Origin of the sequence: Blautia parvula, assembly GCF_020215665.1 — a bacterium.
Lineage (GTDB): Bacteria > Bacillota > Clostridia > Lachnospirales > Lachnospiraceae > Blautia > Blautia celeris.
The window spans coordinates 5,742,637-5,760,092 of record NZ_CP084061.1 but is presented as its reverse complement, the minus strand read 5'-3'; the positions used below and the strand labels follow the sequence as shown (position 1 = coordinate 5,760,092).

Annotated in this window: 16 protein-coding genes, 1 pseudogene and 1 riboswitch; of the genes and pseudogenes, 7 read left to right on the top strand and 10 right to left on the bottom strand. The window is 48.1% G+C overall.

All coding sequences use genetic code 11. From position 1 onward, the window contains the following. Position 1 precedes the first annotated feature (1 nt). The 5 genes from LC508_RS26195 to udp form a co-directional block, all read right to left on the bottom strand. Positions 2 to 1,099, bottom strand: a complete 1,098-nt coding sequence (locus LC508_RS26195) for a BMP family ABC transporter substrate-binding protein (RefSeq protein WP_033140259.1) — start codon at positions 1,097 to 1,099, stop codon at positions 2 to 4. 14 nt (positions 1,100 to 1,113) lie between these two features. Then, entirely contained in the window at positions 1,114 to 2,067 is a 954-nt protein-coding gene (locus tag LC508_RS26190) for an ABC transporter permease (RefSeq protein ID WP_054350992.1), read from the bottom strand. Next, positions 2,064 to 3,161 carry an ABC transporter permease gene (locus tag LC508_RS26185; RefSeq protein WP_103731583.1) on the bottom strand — a complete coding sequence of 366 codons (1,098 nt, stop codon included), beginning with the start codon at positions 3,159 to 3,161 and terminating at the stop codon, positions 2,064 to 2,066. Before LC508_RS26185 ends, LC508_RS26190 begins: the two co-directional genes overlap by 4 nt. After that, the gene (locus LC508_RS26180; protein WP_103731592.1) at positions 3,155 to 4,666 is read right to left on the bottom strand and encodes an ABC transporter ATP-binding protein; all 1,512 of its coding nucleotides are present in this window, start codon (positions 4,664 to 4,666) and stop codon (positions 3,155 to 3,157) included. The genes LC508_RS26185 and LC508_RS26180 overlap by 7 nt, the downstream gene beginning before the upstream one ends. 86 nt (positions 4,667 to 4,752) lie before the next feature. Beyond that, complete coding sequence (udp, locus tag LC508_RS26175) at positions 4,753 to 5,520, bottom strand: uridine phosphorylase (RefSeq protein WP_103731584.1); 768 nt, start codon at positions 5,518 to 5,520, stop codon at positions 4,753 to 4,755. A gap of 355 nt (positions 5,521 to 5,875) precedes the next feature. On the opposite strand from udp, the gene LC508_RS26170 reads away from it, so the two are divergent. Further along, a complete protein-coding gene (locus tag LC508_RS26170) occupies positions 5,876 to 6,637 on the top strand; it encodes a GntR family transcriptional regulator (RefSeq protein WP_225305266.1) in 762 nt (253 codons plus the stop codon). Positions 6,638 to 6,676: 39 nt separating this feature from the next. On the opposite strand, the gene LC508_RS26165 is transcribed toward LC508_RS26170, so the two are convergent. The 4 genes from LC508_RS26165 to LC508_RS26150 form a co-directional block, all read right to left on the bottom strand. Next, positions 6,677 to 7,327 (bottom strand): CatA-like O-acetyltransferase, encoded by a 651-nt coding sequence (locus LC508_RS26165; RefSeq protein WP_033140263.1) that lies wholly within the window; start codon positions 7,325 to 7,327, stop codon positions 6,677 to 6,679. A gap of 78 nt (positions 7,328 to 7,405) precedes the next feature. Continuing rightward, positions 7,406 to 7,503: riboswitch (purine riboswitch) on the bottom strand. A 5-nt stretch (positions 7,504 to 7,508) separates the two neighbouring features. Next, entirely contained in the window at positions 7,509 to 9,875 is a 2,367-nt protein-coding gene (gene yicI, locus LC508_RS26160; RefSeq protein WP_103731585.1) for an alpha-xylosidase, read from the bottom strand. Positions 9,876 to 9,988: 113 nt separating this feature from the next. Next, on the bottom strand, positions 9,989 to 10,381 hold the full coding sequence (locus LC508_RS26155; protein WP_103731586.1) for a hypothetical protein: 393 nt from the start codon (positions 10,379 to 10,381) through the stop codon (positions 9,989 to 9,991). A gap of 380 nt (positions 10,382 to 10,761) precedes the next feature. Further along, positions 10,762 to 11,604: a tyrosine-type recombinase/integrase gene (locus LC508_RS26150; protein WP_103731587.1), complete on the bottom strand. Its 843-nt coding sequence runs from the start codon at positions 11,602 to 11,604 to the stop codon at positions 10,762 to 10,764. A 91-nt stretch (positions 11,605 to 11,695) separates the two neighbouring features. On the opposite strand from LC508_RS26150, the pseudogene LC508_RS26145 reads away from it, so the two are divergent. Continuing rightward, a pseudogene (locus LC508_RS26145) lies at positions 11,696 to 12,541 on the top strand (nucleoside recognition domain-containing protein); the annotation flags it as partial. 32 nt (positions 12,542 to 12,573) lie between these two features. Here the strand turns inward: LC508_RS26145 and LC508_RS26140 are convergent. Next, positions 12,574 to 13,443, bottom strand: coding sequence for a LysR family transcriptional regulator (locus LC508_RS26140; protein ID WP_103731594.1), 870 nt, complete (start codon positions 13,441 to 13,443; stop codon positions 12,574 to 12,576). A 104-nt stretch (positions 13,444 to 13,547) separates the two neighbouring features. Here LC508_RS26140 and LC508_RS26135 point away from each other — a divergent pair, with 104 nt between their 5' ends. The 5 genes from LC508_RS26135 to LC508_RS26115 all read left to right on the top strand — a co-directional run bounded on the left by LC508_RS26135 (position 13,548) and on the right by LC508_RS26115 (position 17,412). Beyond that, entirely contained in the window at positions 13,548 to 14,087 is a 540-nt protein-coding gene (locus LC508_RS26135; protein WP_054350984.1) for a PhzF family phenazine biosynthesis protein, read from the top strand. Next, a complete protein-coding gene (locus tag LC508_RS26130) occupies positions 14,084 to 14,971 on the top strand; it encodes a DMT family transporter (protein WP_033144067.1) in 888 nt (295 codons plus the stop codon). The genes LC508_RS26135 and LC508_RS26130 overlap by 4 nt, the downstream gene beginning before the upstream one ends. Before the next feature lie 78 nt (positions 14,972 to 15,049). Further along, complete coding sequence (locus LC508_RS26125; RefSeq protein WP_103733025.1) at positions 15,050 to 15,628, top strand: TetR/AcrR family transcriptional regulator; 579 nt, start codon at positions 15,050 to 15,052, stop codon at positions 15,626 to 15,628. A 69-nt stretch (positions 15,629 to 15,697) separates the two neighbouring features. Then, a complete protein-coding gene (locus LC508_RS26120; RefSeq protein ID WP_103733026.1) occupies positions 15,698 to 16,510 on the top strand; it encodes an SDR family NAD(P)-dependent oxidoreductase in 813 nt (270 codons plus the stop codon). A gap of 248 nt (positions 16,511 to 16,758) precedes the next feature. Beyond that, positions 16,759 to 17,412 carry an acetyltransferase gene (locus LC508_RS26115; protein ID WP_103733027.1) on the top strand — a complete coding sequence of 218 codons (654 nt, stop codon included), beginning with the start codon at positions 16,759 to 16,761 and terminating at the stop codon, positions 17,410 to 17,412. Positions 17,413 to 17,456 lie beyond the last annotated feature (44 nt).

Sequence of the window (17,456 nt, the reverse complement as noted above, 5' to 3'; positions counted from 1 at the left end):
CTTAAATCAGTTTCACATTCACATATTCAGCTTCTATTTCTGACGCGTCGGCGATTCCCTCATCCTTTAAAATGGTGATCTCATTATCCGCTATCTTTTCGTATATGGCGTCATACTGCTCCTGTGTAAATACCGTAAATCTGGAAGTTTCCATAGGAAGCTGCACGCCATCCTCTGAGGCATCCAGCGTAATGCTCTCTCCGCCTTTAAATTCCCCGTTATAAAAATCCGTCAGATAGTCATAGACTGCTTTGCTCAGATTTTTCATGGCAGAGGTCATGACAGTCTCCGACTCTGCGCTCTGGTCCACGTCCACGCCAATCACCTTTTTCCCTGCGTTTTCCGCTGCTTTCATGACGGAGTTGCCCACAGGGCCGCCGCAGGAGAAGATCACCTCTGTACCCTCATTGTACCAGGATGCCGCTTTAGCCATGTTCTCCGGGGATGCCTCAAAATTTCCCACATAGGTGTACTTCATATCAATACTGCCCGGAGCCATGCCTTTTTCTTTTGCCGCGTAGTCCGCGCCCTGAATAAATCCATAGCCATAACGGATAACCGCCGGAACTGCAATCCCGCCCATAAATCCCAGTTTTGTGCAGCCTTCATAGACCGCCGCATAACCTGCCAGAAAACCCGCCTGCTCCTCCGCAAAATAGATGGACGCTGTATTCTCCCCGATATCCGGTTCTGCAGAATCTGCGGAATGAGGCGTCCCGTCCAAAATTATGAACTTCACCTCCGGGTGCTTCTGCTGCATGGTGTGGATGGGAATCTCATACAGATACCCCGGACACACCACCACCTTGGCGCCGCCTTTTGCCGCCAGATTGATGGAGGTGGTAAATGCCTCATCTGATTTCTCAGTGGGCTGATAATACTTATGGGTAATGCCGAATTCCTCCGAATATTTTGCAAGTCCTTCCCATGATCCCTGGTTGAAAGAACGGTCATCAATGCTTCCCACGTCTGTACTCAGGGCCAGCTCCGCGCCTTTTCCGCTGCTGACCTTTGCCGCCTGCTTTGCGCCCAGCCCGCATCCTGTCAGGGATGCACAAAGCGCTGCCGCCAGAAACAGACTTATCACTTTTTTCATCATTCTCTTATACCCTCCTATCTGCTTCCTTTGTCATATGGAATGCCTTCCGCCTTCGGAGCTTTTGATTTGCCGGAAGAAAAGGCAAGTACGATCAGTGTGACCACATACGGCAGCATTTTATAGATCTCATTGGGTATGGGCAGGTCCTTGATGACCGGAATCCCTGAGTACGCGCTGGCAAGTGTCTTCAAAATACCGAAGAAAAACGCCGCACCCAGAATCCCCTTAGTCCTCCACTGACCAAAAATCAGCACTGCCAGTGCCAGGAAACCGTATCCTGCCACGCTTGCATTAAAATTGGTGGAAGTCGGTATCACGAAGATCAGTCCGCCCACACCTGCAAGGACACCGGAGATCAAAACCCCCGCATATCTGATCTTATACACATTGATTCCCACAGAGTCCGCTGCCTGGGGATGCTCGCCGCAGGCACGCAGCCGAAGACCGAACCTGGTCCTGCTGATCAGAACGGAGGCTGCAATAAAGATCAGTATTCCAATGTAAGTGGATAGATAGCAGTTCTGGAAGAACATAGGCCCAATAACCGGAATATCTCCCAGAACCGGCACCTTTTCAATATGGAAGGTATCCGTAAAAGGAACCTGGGATTTTCCCTGTACCATTCTCGCCATAAAAAGAGCAAAGGCCGGTGCAAACATATTCAGTGCCGTACCGCTGATCGTCTGGTCTGCTTTCAGATTGACGGAGGCAAACGCATGGAGCAGAGAGAATAAAGCGCCTGCTACCGCAGCCACTAAAAATGCCAGCAGAAACAGCCCCTGCCCGCTCAAACGGTCCTGAAATACATTGATAAACCCAATGCTGATAAACGCACCCATAACCATAATACCTTCCAGAGCGATATTGATCACGCCGCTTCGCTCAGAGAACATTCCGCCCAATGCCACGATCAAAAGGGGAATGGAAAAAAACATGGTCTGCTGTATCAAAAAATAGATAATGTTCATGATGCTGTCTCCTCCCTTTTCGATTTCTTCGTCCATCTGCGGATAAATGTCTTAAACAGCAGGGAAAATGCCCCAAAGTATATAATAGCGGAAATGATGATATCTATCAGTTCAGGGGTAAAGCTCAAAAGCTGAAGATTATAGCCGCCTATGGTGATATGTGCAATAAAGAGGCTGGCTAACAGAATGCCGAAAGGATTGGACAATCCCAAAAGTGCAACGGATATTCCTGAAAATCCCTGAGACGCGATCACATCCAGCACCTGCATATGCTTTCCGAAATCAGACAGGTATAAAAGTGCTCCGCCAACACCTGAAAGTGCGCCCGCAATAACCATGGACAGTATGATATTCTTTCTGGCATTGATGCCTGCATAACGGCTGGCATCCGGGTTCTTGCCGCAGGCTTTCAGCTCATACCCGAACGCCGTCTTATTGATCAATATGTACATTCCCACCACGAACAGGACTGCGATGAGGATTCCGATATTCAGATTGGCCTCCGGAAAAAGCTTGTCCAGACCTGCCTTTGGCAGATAAGCGGTCTTCGCAACCGAAACACTCTGGTTGCCAGTCTGGTCGTAGACCGTCTTTGTGATCAGCAGGTTTGTCAGATAAAGGCCGATATAATTCATCATGATAGAGGAGATCACTTCATTTACATTTGCCACAGCCTTTAAAAATCCCGGCACCAGGCCCCACAACGCACCGGCCGCGGCTGCGCCTAAGATTGCGATCAGCCAGTGGATACTGCCCGGAAGTCCGGTGCACTTCACGCCAATGAGAACCGCCACATAGGCTCCCACGGTAAACTGCCCGGATGCGCCTATGTTAAACAGCCCTGTCTTCCAGGCAAACCCAACAGAAAGTCCTGTCATCACAATGGGGGTTGCCAGATAAAGAGTCTGGGATATCCCGCTCATGCCGTCCACAAATCCGCCCTGTAAAATCGTGAGGAAACCGGAAAACATTTCATTGGAGTTGGTGATCAGAAGGATAAACAGTCCGAACAGCAGCCCCGCTGCCACCGCCAGCACGGAGGAGAGAAAACTTTCCACTCCCTCATTTCCCTTCTTATTCTTTTGTTTTAACATGCTGCATCCCCCTTTCCTGTTCCGGCCATATAAAGCCCCAGTTCCTGGATCGTCACATCTTCCGGCTTCACATCCGCAACAATCTTCCCTTCATACATGACAAGTATCCTGTCACTGACATTCATGACCTCATCCAGCTCAAAGGATACTAAAAGAACTGCTTTCCCGGCATCTCTCTGTGCTATGATCTGTCTGTGTATATATTCTATGGCCCCCACATCAAGGCCGCGGACCGGCTGGACCGCGATCACGATCTCCGGGTTTCTGTCCAGCTCCCTGGCGATCACTGCCTTCTGCTGATTGCCGCCTGACATGCCTCTGGCAATGGACTCCGCGCCGTGGGCACTTCTGATATCATAACGCTCTATGAGCTTCTCCGCATATTTGTCGATTTCATCAAATCTTAAAAATCCATGCTTATCAAACTGCGGGGTGTAATAATTCTGGAGGATCAGATTCTCCTTCAGTGTGTAATCCAGAACCATTCCATGCTTGTGCCTGTCCTCAGGAATATGGGCCACACCGTCCAGACATTTTCTGCGGATACTTTCTTTTGTGATATCCTTACCATTCAGAAACACCTGACCCTCGTCGATCCCCATAAGCCCGGTGATCCCGTAGACAAGCTCTGACTGGCCATTGCCGTCAATTCCTGCAATGCAGACGATCTCTCCCTTCTTCACCTCAAAGGATACATGGTCCACCACATTTTTGCCTGTACGTTTGGAGCGGATCGTCATATCACGAACCGAGAGCGCTGTTCCCAGAGGCTTCATTTCTTTCTTCTCCACGACAAAGTCCACTTTGCGGCCTACCATCATTTCGGACATCTCCTCCTTGCTGGCACCTGCCACATCAATGGTTCCGATACAGCGTCCTTTTCTAAGTACGGTACAGCGGTCTGCCACCGCCTTTATCTCAGCCAGCTTGTGTGTGATGAACAGAATGGATTTTCCTTCGGATACCAACTGTTTCATGACTTTCATAAGCTCATCGATCTCCTGGGGTGTCAGCACAGCGGTGGGTTCGTCAAAGATGAGGACATCATTATCGCAGTAGAGCATTTTTAAGATTTCCACTCTCTGCTGCATTCCCACCGTGATATCGCTGATCAAAGCGTCAGGGTCAATTTTAAACTTATAGCGTTCGCTCAGCTCCACCACCTTTTTTCTGGCCTCATCCATTTTCAGAAAACGGTGTTTTACCGATTCATGTCCGAGCACGATGCTCTCCAGCACCGTAAAATTATGTACCAGTTTAAAATGCTGATGTACCATTCCGATTCCCAGCGCATTGGCATCGTTCGGGTTATTGATTGTCACAGGCTTTCCGTTCATCCTGATCGTTCCCTGCTCCGGCTGGTACAGCCCGAACAGTACACTCATCAGGGTGGACTTTCCTGCACCGTTTTCGCCCAGCAGCGCGTGAATCTCACCTTTTTTCAGTTTCAGCGTAATGTCGTCATTTGCCTTGAAACTGCCGAATTCCTTGGTGATATGTTCCATTTCAATTACATACTGCTCCACTTAAAAACCTCCTCCGCCGTGTTTCAGCCTCTCCCCTCTCTTGTGTGGGATTCCAGCCTTCTGCGTTATTTATCTTCCCGGATCAATATTCTCAGCGCTTCCACAGCCACCTTGATAGCAGCATCCGTATCATGGACCACCGGATTGGAAAGCCCCTGTTTCTCACGTTCCTGATTGGCTACTACCAGGAAATTGGAACCGCAGCGCACTCTCAGGTAGTTGGCAACCACAAACAGTGCGGCCGACTCCATCTCTGAAGCCTTGCAGCCAAGTCTCAGCCATGCCTCCCATTTGTTCATCAATTCGTAGCTGACCGGCTTTGTCTCCGGCTCATGCTGTCCGTAAAATGCATCCTTGCACTCCACAACTCCTGCGTGATACTCATATCCGCAGTTTTGGGCTGCTTTTACCAGCGCGTTGGCCACGCCGAAATCAGCGACCGCCGGGTATTCAATGGGGGCATATTCTTTGCTGGTACCTTCCATGCGGATGGCGCCTGTGGCAACCACAATGTCTCCGCCCTTTACATTTACATCCATACCGCCGCATGTGCCCACACGGATGAAGGTATCTGCCCCGCTCTTTACAAGTTCTTCCATGGCGATGGACGCTGACGGCCCGCCGATTCCCGTTGATGTGACGCTGACTTTTTCTCCGTCCAGATATCCCGTATATGTCACATATTCTCTGCTGTCTGCCACCAGTACAGGGTTGTCAAAGTATGCCGCGATCTTACTGCATCTCTTAGGGTCTCCCGGAAGAAGCACATATCTTCCCACATCCCCTTTCCTTATATTCAGATGATACTGCACACCCTCTTCTGCGTAATTCATATGTATTTCCTCCTTGTTTGTACCTGTATATTTTTTCTATACATGTATATTACCACTTGTATAATTTTCTGTCAATCAAATTACTATGCATAATATATACAATATTTATCCGCTAATTTTGTGCATATATTACAACTTCATCTGTTAAGGTGCTTACATTTATCCGTCAAATATTAGACATGTTACTCTTTACAGACCTAGTGTAGAGCCAGTGCAGGATGCAGAGCACATAGCAGTATACCCAGATCTGACTGAATAATCAGTACATGTTTTCAAATTGACTAATATAATGTAAAGTTGTATAATTGTCATATCTTATTTTGATATTACCATATTGCCGACGGAGGAGAATGATATGAATGAACCACTAGACAACAAGGTTCCCAAAACAGGAATGTCCGAAGAAAAATCAAGAAAATTGAAGCATGTAAAGGTCTATGATCAGCTCTATGCCCAGATTCTGAGCGGAGAATATCCCAGGGGATCACAGCTCCCCAGCGAGCCGGACCTGTCTAAAAAGATGGGGGTGAGCCGTATGACACTCCGCCAGGCACTGGCTCTGCTCAGAGAAGACGGACTGATCCACAACGTACAGGGAAAGGGTAATTTTGTACAGGAAACAAAGAAGGCGCCTGTAAAAGACTTCACCAATCTATGCAATCCTGTGTTCCAATGCGGCCAGACCATAACAGAGACGGAGACAGAATACCGCCTGGAACCTCCCACGGATTTTATCAGCAATATCATCGGCAGGAAAACCCCTGTAGTCGCCATTATTGACCGGTGGTATAAAGACCAGCCGGGAAGCACATTTGCCTACTCCCTCAGCTTTATCCCTATCGAGACAGTTACCAGGTTCAATATTGACTTTACAGACACGGACAGCCTGACACAATTTCTGAACAAGGATGTATACAGCCATGCTGTCTCCTCCACTCTGAATCTGAGAGGATCAGACACAGGCAACTTCACGGCCCAGAAATACAGGCTGTCCGAAAAAAATACATTTCTGATGATACAGGAAAATCTGTACGATGACTCCGGCCTCACCCTGGTAGCTTCCAAGCACTATATCCCTCTGGAATCCTGCAACCTGGTACTGACTTTCCGAAAATAGACTCAGAAACCGGAAACAGACCCAGAGGCCAGAAACAGCTCAGAGAAGTGATACCGGCCCGCAGACTGCGCAGATTTCCCTGTCAAGAGCCTCATAAAAATCAGCCATATGTTTTCCGTCAACCAGAGCATGGTTACACAGCACGGATACTGGCATCAGGACTTTTTCCTCCTGTTTGTAATACTTTCCCCAGGTGATCCTCGGATTGCTGTCCGCAGGAATGGGGACAGGCTGAATAAACGAGGTGTAGGTCAGCCAGGGAAGCGTTGAGATAAATATTTTGTCATTGCTCTCCTCCCTGTCCTCCTCAATACTCCTCTCGCTTTTTGCCGCTTCCTGCGCCCGTACAGCGTAGTCCAGATAATCAGGAAACGGCATACTGCTTTCCAGAGTACAGTAGCAGTATGTTCCATCCTCCAATGCCACTGTGTGTGACGTTCTGCAGGATTCATATTCTACAATACTGTTATTTACAATACGCTGCCTGAATTCAGGGACACCGTTTGCCGCCTTTGACACGCAGTAGCAGAACGTGAGAAAAAAGGGCAGTTTCTCTGCCTTAACCTTTTTTAATAAATCTGTTATCTCAACATTGACTGTTACTCCCACGTACGGGTAAGATAAACTGTTGAAATAATCAAAGTGGCTTTCCCGTTTGTAATCCTTTAAAATTCGTTTTTTTCTTTCCATAAATACCTCCTGAAATAAAGCACCAAAAGTACGCCCGGCGGACTTTCTGCTGCATGAATAAAAAAGCCGTAAACAGATGACTATAATCCAAAGAATTATAATCAACTATTTACGGCAGTTGGTAGAAACGCTCAACCATATTATGAGCTTATATAACTGTTTTCATTATAAACGATTGCGGTTATGATTGCAATGCAAATTCCAGGATACCTTCCCGCATCTCGAAGCGGATACCATTTTCACATTTCTCTCTCCGTACTTCCCCGTCACATCTGATGTCATTGACATGCATGAGCTGTACAAAGACATGTTCTGCCTGCCCCTGCAGCTCCAATGTTATATTTTCTCCCATGCGTTTCACATTCAGCTTAAGGACCGGCTCCCCTGAGGTATTATAGACCCTGCAGTCCTTTTCAAACGCTTCGGGTATTTCATACAATTGAAACGTCACCCCATCCGCGTAATCATAGACCGGAGTATCCTCCTCTGCGCCCACCGGGAGAATGGTTCCCGGACGGACAAACAGCGGCATATGGAAATAATCATAATTCCGTCTGTACCACTTGCCGCCCTCCAGGATTTCGCCGTCCAGATAATTGGTCCAGCACCCATTTCCCGGCAGGAAAAACTCCGCCTGGCCCTCTTCATTGAAAATAGGGGCAGCCAAAAGGTCACTTCCAAGCATATACTGGCGCTCCAGATGCAGAGAAGTGGGACACTGTGGGAACTCCAGCATCATGGCCCTCATCAGGGGAACTCCCTCCTCCAATACCTGCACACTTCCGCTGTACAGATAAGGCATCAGCCTGCATTTCAGGTTCGTAAACGCCTTCAGTACCCTGCAGGACTCCTCGTCAAAATACCAGGGTGCCCGGTAGCTCTGCTCCCCGTGAAGCCTGCTGTGCGTGGACAGCATTCCGAACTGCACCCATCGTTTATACAGGTCCGGTGTTGCTGTCCTGCAGAATCCGCTGATATCGTGGGCCCAATACCCGTACCCTGACTGGCAGAGTGACAGACCGCCCCTCAGACTTTCCGCCATGGAAATATAGGAAGCTTCATTATCCCCGCCCCAGTTAAAGGGGAATTTCTGGGTTCCGGCCGTAGCAGATCTGGAAAATACGCATCCCTCCCCCTTCTTCTCCTGAATCAGCTCATAAACCGCCTGATTATAGAGATAGGGATAATAATTATGCATTTTCGCAGGATCTGAACCGTCAAAATAGACCACATTCGTTGGAATCCGCTCTCCGAAATCCGTCTTCAGTGCATCCACTCCCATATCCAGCAGGGCTCCCAGTTTGCTTTGATACCAGCGTACCGCTTCAGGATTTGTAAAATCCACAATTGCGATCCCTGACATCCAGTTATCGGACTGCCACACATCCCCATCCTTTGTCTTCAAAAAGTAACCCTTGTCTTTACCCTCCCGGAACAGATAAGACTCCTGGCTTATATATGGGTTGATCCACACACAGACCTTCACGCCTCTTTCATGGATGGCATCCAGCAGCTTTTTGGCATCCCCGAACCGTTTTGACCAGACAAAATCACAGCATTTAAAATCATCCATCCAGCGCGCGTCAAAATGAAACACGGACAGTGGAATGTCATATTCTTTCATCTTGTCAATGGTATCCAGTGTGATCTGCGCGTCTGAATCCGGCATCCAGCTTGTGGAGAGCCACAGGCCGTAGGTCCAGGCAGGGGGAATCGGTGTCCTTCCCGTGAGGGCCGTGTAATTTGACAGAACCTCTTTCGGTTCGCTGCCCCCGATCACCATATACTCCAGTTCCTCCTCCTGCACTGCGATCTCCACGTGGCGCACACTCACATTGGCCACCTCAAAGCCCACTCTGGCAGGGGTATTTACAAATACACCGTAGCTTTTGCTGGACAGATAAAAGGGAATATTCTTATAAGCCTGATTTCCGTTGGAACCCCCGTCACGGTTCCAGCAGTCAACAGACTGCCCGTTCCTGATACAGGAAGTAAAGCGCTCTCCCAGGCCGTAGATATATTCTCCCACATCCAGACTCAGCATTTCCCGAATATAGTTTTCGTTTTGGCTGCTTCTGCCGTTTCTTCCATTATAGTCACACAGCTTATCTGCCTCATATTCCGCGTCTGTGACATAAGCCGTTCCCTTTTCCCCGCATCTTGTAAGGAAACGTCCGTCGAAATAAAAAGCGATCCCAAAATCTCCAGTTTTCCTTACCACTGCTTTCATTCTGCCGTTAGTTACAGTGATCTCCTGCTCCTTCTCGCATACTTCCATCTCCCGATTGGAAACATCCAGGTCAAAGTATGGCCCGCACTCCTTTTTGCCTGTAAAATGATAGACCTTGACAGCCAGTATGTCCGCTTTCGGGGCAGTGATGGTAAAATGAAGGACCGGTCCGACTATCGTATCCCTGAGTGACCGTATCTCCGTACAGGGCACCATGAAATGCACCTGATCCTTCTCTGCCCTCCACTCCCACAGGGAATGGGCCCTGTGAAGCTTATATCCGTTTCTCGACTCCCATAATCCGTCTGTAAACCGCATTGTCAATCTCCTTTCAAACTATGCATAGCTGCTGCCTATTCCGCTTCTGCTGATATTTCCATTGTAAGCTATCCTGTTTGATTTTCCATTACAAGTTTGCGATACTGCCATGACTAATTCGTCTTTTCAGAACTCTTGGCTGTCTCCCGGATTCCCTCCTCCATCATGCACAGAGCTTCCAGCGCACTTCTAAAATACCTCTGCCTTCCGTCCGCACCCCTGAGCTGCCCCTGCCAGCTGTTATGCTGTGTGCAGAATATCTGCAGAAGATAAAAGCACGCTGCCTTTTTCCCAAATCCGGAATCCTGCAGGGAATGAAACTCCGGCAGTTCGGCAGCTCCTGCCCGGCTGTTTTCCAGATAGGATAAAACTGTGTTTATTTTCAGCAGCATGTCCCCAAAATCATGAAACCTGAGTATTTCACTATAATTGGGGTTCATGATCCATCCTTTCGGCGTATTCTCTCTGATGGTCTCCACATGAATAAAAAAATCTCCGCCTCTCATTTCTCAATCCTCCTATGTACTGTCGGTTATCCTATGTGATCTGTTCATTTATGGGTTGAGTACATAATGGTGATTATGCCGTAAAATTACAGTTCAAAGCATTCTATATCATATGCCCAAAAACTGTAATGTTCTTTCTATCATTGAGAAATGCAGCCATATTGTTTTAGAAACACATGAAAAGCAGACCGGTGTGCGGAAAATAACGGCTCCGGTCTTTTTTCCATGTTCTCTTATACATCAGGCGTCTAAAACCGGCAGAAAATAAGCCGGCGGATCAAATATTTGTTTTTCTTAACCAGGTATGTTAGAATATCACTATGTAACTTTCATTGAGGATTCCAGGTGCATGATGGCATAATCACCATTATGCAGTCAATTCATGTAGTGATAACAAGCTTCATCATTTCAAGCTGTCTTAAATGTTCTCTTCCGCTTTCCATTGTATAGATACGTGTCGTGGAAATATTTGCGTGCCCTAATAAATCCGCCAGTTTTACCAAATCCTTCTCCAGCATATAATAAGCCTTTGCAAACAGATGGCGCAGATTATGGGGAAACACCTTTTTCGGCTCCACCCCGGCACTTTGGCACAGAGATTTCATATCTCTCCATATATTGTTCCTGTCCAGAGGTCTGCCGCTTTTTGTGCGGAAAACGGGACCGCTCTCAATACCGGTCTCTTTGCAGTAACTCCGAAGCGCGCGGCATAAATCCCGGTGCAGAAAAACGGTACGGCTTTTTCCTTTACACGCTACGAATGCCTGTCCCGTACTCAGGGCTTCTTTCGTAATGTACTGAAGCTCCGATACACGAATCCCCGTCGCACAGATAGCCTGCAGCAAAAGGGAGAGCCTTCTGTTTCCCTTCTGATCTGCTGCTTTTACAAGACGCACATACTCCTCACGGGTCAGTTCTTTTTCCGGTCTGGAAAAGATCTCCCTCTGTACTTTCAGCGGCTTTACCTTCATCTGCGGCATACCTGCAAATTCCAGATAGCTGTTCACAGCGGCCAGCATAGAATTAATACTGACAGGCGCATGAGTTTCTCTCAGCTTTTCCTTCCATCTCAGAACTGCTTCTTTGTCCATTTTCTTCCCATCCAGAAACGTAAAAAAGGCGCGCAGATCACGGATGTATTTCTCAACAGTCTTCTGGCTGCGTTCCTGATACAGCAAATGTTCTTCATATTCTCCCAGAATTTTCTGTGTATTTCTTTTCATTTTCCTGCTTCCTTTCTCTGTTTTTACTTATTCTACCGCATACAGAAAAAAGTTATGCTCCGCAGATATCAAAAAATCCTGATCTTGACCAACCATGTGCATGGGCTTTGGATGCAACGCAGCGGGTGTCACCGGATGCCGTATCATAGACTCCCCCAGGGAGCGCCTGATCGCCATACTGACCAACAGCCTGGTTCCCTGCAACGGAAGATTTCCCACTATTTTAGCTGTTCTCACCATGTTCTTTGCCGCCGGCACCGGGCTTTTTACTTCCCTGTCCCTTGCGCTTTTACTGGCGGCCACCATACTGCTGGGTATTTTCATGACGTTTTTCTCATCCTGGCTTTTGTCTAAGACAGTACTAAAGGGGGTTCCCTCCTCTTTTACGCTGGAACTTCCGCCTTACCGGCGGCCCCAGTTCTTCCGTGTGCTGGTGCGCTCTGTTATGGACCGCACCCTTCACGTACTCTGGCGGGCACTGATCGCGGCGGCCCCTGCAGGACTCATTATCTGGATACTGGCAAATGTAACTGTGGGGGATACTTCCCTGCTGCTGCATTTTGCCGGATTCCTGGAACCTGTGGGACGGCTTATGGGACTGGACGGTATCATTCTGCTGGCTTTCATCCTTGGACTGCCGGCCAATGAGATCGTGGTACCCATCATGATCATGGCTTACACGGCACAGGGGACACTGACCGATTCCGGCAGTCTTGCAACCCTGCACACTTTGCTTGTACAAAACGGCTGGACCTGTTTTACTGCTGTTTCCATGCTTTTGTTCACACTCATGCACTGGCCCTGCGCCACCACACTTCTCACCATCAAAAAGGAAACACACAGTTTGAAATGGACGTTTTTGGCATTTCTCATTCCCACGGTTTTAGGCTTCGTCTTTTGCTTTTTATTTAATTGTATGGTGCGGCTGTTCATATGAACAGCCGTCCCCGCTGCCAAAACGAACACGCTCTAAGGCAGGATATCCACATTTTCCAGTAAGAACTTAATGAACACATTGCTTGCAATGGGAATCGTGTTTTTATCCTGTGTGATAATCCCGATTTTTCTCTTCACAACCGGCTGTATGGGCCGCACTGCCACCTGGTGGCTGGATTTGCACAGGATCAGCTCCGGTATGATGCTGACCCCCAGGCCCTCCTCAATCATGGATAAAATGGAGTAGTCATCATGGACACGGAGTTTTATGTCCGGTTCTATCTGTTCGGCATGAAACGCAGTCAGAGTCTCGCTGAAAGCCCCTTCTTCCAGAAGAAGAAACGGTTCCTTTGCCAGATCCTGCATGGTGACATACTCCTGTTCACAGAGGGGATGGCCGGTGGGGAGCACAGCCATCAGTTTATCCTCCTTTATGAGCCTGGTCCTGATCCCCTTGACCGCGTCCGGGTTCACAAATCCGAAATCCACCTCCCCAATCCGCACCCACTCCGGTATCGTAGTATAGTCCCCCTGATGAAGTACGAATTGTACATTGGGGTACTGTATCTGAAACTTTTTGATCAGCTTTGGCAGCCAGTGTGCTGATACACTGGAAAAAGTACCGATCTTGATCACCCCGGATTCCAGCCCCCTTATTTCCTTTACCATCTCCAGCATGGACTGATACTGAGCCACGGTTCTCTGGATGAACGGATACAGCTTCTCCCCCTCCAGCGTCAGATGGACGCCATAGCGGGAGCGATACAGAAGTTTAATGGACAGCTCCTTTTCCAGGGATGAGATCATCTGGCTCATGGCAGGCTGTGTGTATCCCAGCAGGTTGGCCGCCTTTGTAAAACTTCCAAGTTCAACTATTTTTTGTAGTGCAATATAACGCTGCATTTTCAAATAACCTTTCTGCATATTTATATAATATCTATTTATTTTCCTTATTTTAAAAACCAGTATATACTAATATAAAACCAAAGACAAGGAGATGGAAGAAAATGAAATGTTACATTGCAGACGCTTTTACTGATACTGTATTCAAAGGAAACCCTGCCGCTGTCTGTCTTCCGGAACAGTGGATACCGGATGAGCTGATGCAGAATATTGCCAGGGAAAACAATCTGTCTGAAACGGCATTTACGGTCACAAAAGGGGATGCGTATGAACTGCGCTGGATATCCTTTCTGACCAAAAGCGGAGAACTTACCGTCAGAAAAAAGGACGGACGATATGAACTGGACATGCCCTCCTATCCCCTGCACCGAATACCGGTCACAGAGGAGATGGCAGCGGCCGTGGGATTTATGCCGGCCGAAGCATGGCTCGTACGTGATCTGGTCTGCGGCTCCGGTCACTGCCATGTCATCCCTATGTGGACAGAAAAGCTGAAAAGGCAGGATTTCCGCGCCCTGCAGGCTTCTGAAAGAAGCGGTATTTTATACTGCCGTTTTTCCGGGGACAGGGTTTTCATTGCTGGAGAAGCCGCCCTATACTCCGTCGCTGAATTGTATGTGCAGGAAAGGCGGGATGACTTATGAACAGCAAAAAGGCTGAAATGCTGATGGTCAGCGTCTCTTTCGTCTGGGGGTCCTCTTATCTGCTGATGAAAATAGGGCTTGGAAGCATTGCCCCTTTTAACCTGATCGCACTGCGTTTCGGAATCGCGTTTCTTTTTATGACACTGGTTTTTTCCAAAAAGTACCGCTCAGCCAAGCCTTCCGATATAGGAAAAGGGATTCTGATGGGAATTCTTTTGTTTCTCACATTTTCCGGGATGGTTTATGGTGTCAGCCGTACCACTGCATCCACCGCAGGGTTTTTAGCCAGCACTACCGTTATTTTTATTCCCATTCTGGAGAGTATCATATGGAGAAAACTCCCCCGCAGGCTGGTACTGTCCAGTATTCTTCTTGCCGGAGCCGGCCTGTATCTTCTGACCGCCAAAAATGGGCTTTCCCTGAATGGCGGGGCCATCTACAGCCTGGCAGGTGCGTTTTTTTATGCTGTTTATATCCTTCTGCTTGAAAAAACCTCTAAAACTGCAGACACCTTCCTTCTCAGCACCATCCAGTTTGGTGTTATTGCCGCGTGTGCCTCCGTCTGTATGATGTTGTTTGAAACGCCGTCCCTCCCGGCTTCCCCCGCACAGTGGGCAGCCATACTCTGTCTTGGACTGATGTGCAGTGCTTATGGTTTTCTCGCGCAGTCTGTGGCCCAGAAATATACCACGGCTGAGAGAATCGGACTGATTTTTTCCCTGGAGCCAGTATTTTCCGCGGTTCTTTCCTTTCTTATTCTACATGAGATATTGGACTGGACAGATTATCTGGGCGCAGGTCTGATACTTTCCGGTGTGATCCTGTCAAAATTTATGCCTGCTGCCGAAACGGTTAATGCAGAAATTCCGGCGGAATCCCTTTAATCCGGTATTATTGACTATTGTTCATTGACATTTATTCACTCATCGTGCTATACTGTTTTCAGAAAGTGAGATGATCATATGGCAAAAGATAAGATCAGGGTTTCCAAACCCCCGGAGGAGCGCAGGCAGGAAATCATGGACACTGCCATGCGTGTATTTGCGGAAAAGGGATATGAGCAGACCACCATGCGGGATATCGCATCAGCGGTGGGTGTTGTTCCCGGTCTCTGCTACCGCTATTTTGAATCCAAACAGGTATTATTTGAACAGGCAGTCAGACAGTACGTCTCTGATTACTGCGCTCCCATTGTACGTGCCCTGAAAGAACACAGCGGGGATATGTCCTCCGCTTTTGACCGGGCCGCCGCTCTTTTTTTGACTTCCGGCAGCAGAGAAAAATACGATGCCTTTTTCCACAAGGAGGAGAACCGGACCTTCCACACACTGCTCAGTTACTCTATCTGTGACTATATGCTGCCCTTTGCCGCAGAGTTTTTTGACAGCCTGAACGCAAACGGAACAATCTCCGTCTCCGACACAAAATCTTTCTCCCAGTTTATCCTATACGGACAGATTCCGATCATAAACGACGAAAGCCTTACCCCGGAAGAAAAAGCGGCAAGAATCAAAGAATACATGAGCAAACTGACAAAGTGATAAGTCCCTCTTAAGAGGGATTTTATTACAGGATTTGAGTGAACTTTGTTCACTGAAAGGATGGTTAATATGAAAAATACAGCGCTTATCACAGGTGCCACAAGCGGACTGGGACTCAGCTATGCAAAATACTTTGCCTCCGCCGGATATGATCTGATCCTCACCGGCCGCCGCAGGGAAATCATACAAAAAAACGCGGAAACACTGCAAAAGCGGTACCACATAAAAGCTGAGGTGCTGATCGTGGAATTGTCAGACCCAAACGGCATCAGCCAACTGCTCTCCTTTATCAGAGACAGGGACATCCATGTTCTTGTAAACAATGCCGGTTTCGGTTTAAAACCGTTCTTTGCCGATACACCCCAAGAGGATATCGAAAAAATGCTGTACCTGCAGATTTTGTGTGTCACACAACTGACACACTGCGTCCTGAAAGGTATGCTGCAGCGCCATGACGGTATTATCATCAATATTTCCTCCGACGGCGCTTTTGCCGTGATGCCTCACAATGTCCTCTACTCCTCCACAAAGCTGTACATTTTGAATTTCACAGAGGGGCTGCACACAGAGCTGGTTGGAACAGGGGTTCATGTGCAGGCTGTCTGCCCCGGTTTTATTGACTCTCATTTTCACGAGAACGCGGGGATGCATATGGATAAGAACAAAAAGGGATTGTTTGGTTTCCGCCAGCCGGATGATATTGTGGCGGATGCCATGAAGGATTTCAGAAAGGGAAAGGTGGTATCCATTCCGGATGCCGGGGCAAAGCTTATAAGGTTTATGGGAAGATTCATGCCGCGGAAAGCATTCTATAAAATGTCTGCATCCTTCTCCGCCGGCGTCATAAAGAAAAAAGCAAATACCTCAGCCAGCCATAAGTAGCGGCATACTCTGCTTTTCTTCCGCGCTTCTGATGCCTCCCTTTGTTATATTTTTATCACAATTCCATATGATTGTCTGACTATTCTTCCACTTGCTTCCCTGTTGTTTTAAGTGTATCATATAAATAAGAATTATTCTTGAACAGAACAGGCTGCTTACCGTACTGCCCGCGAGTCATCCGCAGACAGACTGTAAACGTTTTCTGGTACAGGCATAAGATAGAAATGAGGGAATGAGGAGGTAGGGAGATGGAAACATCTGGATTTACAAAAAATACGAAGCGCCTTTTAATATGGGGAGCCGGAGATCAGGGGACGGTAGCCCTGGACTGTGCTCTGGCAATGAAGAGATACAGCAGGATTGACTTTCTCGATATCAAAGAGAAAGGACACCGCCAGATTCCCGGTCACACAATTTATGAGGAGGCAAAGGAAAAGGTCAGCGAACTGATACATGGTTATGACGAGGTCATTGTGGCAAGCGGCAGCAATTACCTGCGGGAAAAGAAAATTGCACAGGTGCTGGCTGCAGGGGTTCCCCTGGCAACCCTGATACACCCCACGGCTGTCATCAGCCCCCTTGCCCATGTGGCCAATGGCTGCACCATACTGGCAGGTGCCGTCGTCAATATCAATGCCTATGTGGGAATCGGCTGCATTGTAAACACCCACGCAGTGATCGAACACGACTGTCTGGCTGAAGACTATGTCAATATCTGCCCTCAGGTCTCCATGGGAGGCCACGCGAAAATAGGCAGACGTTCCTTCATCGGTATCGGAAGCACCATTCTGGATCACATAACCGTTGGCAGGGAATCCATTGTGGGGGCCGGTGCTGTGGTGATCCGCGACGTGCCGGACGGAACCACCGTTGTAGGGGTTCCTGCCAAAAGAAAACATTAACCGCTCCGCCGGCTTAACGGCAAAATTATACCGCACCCAAATAC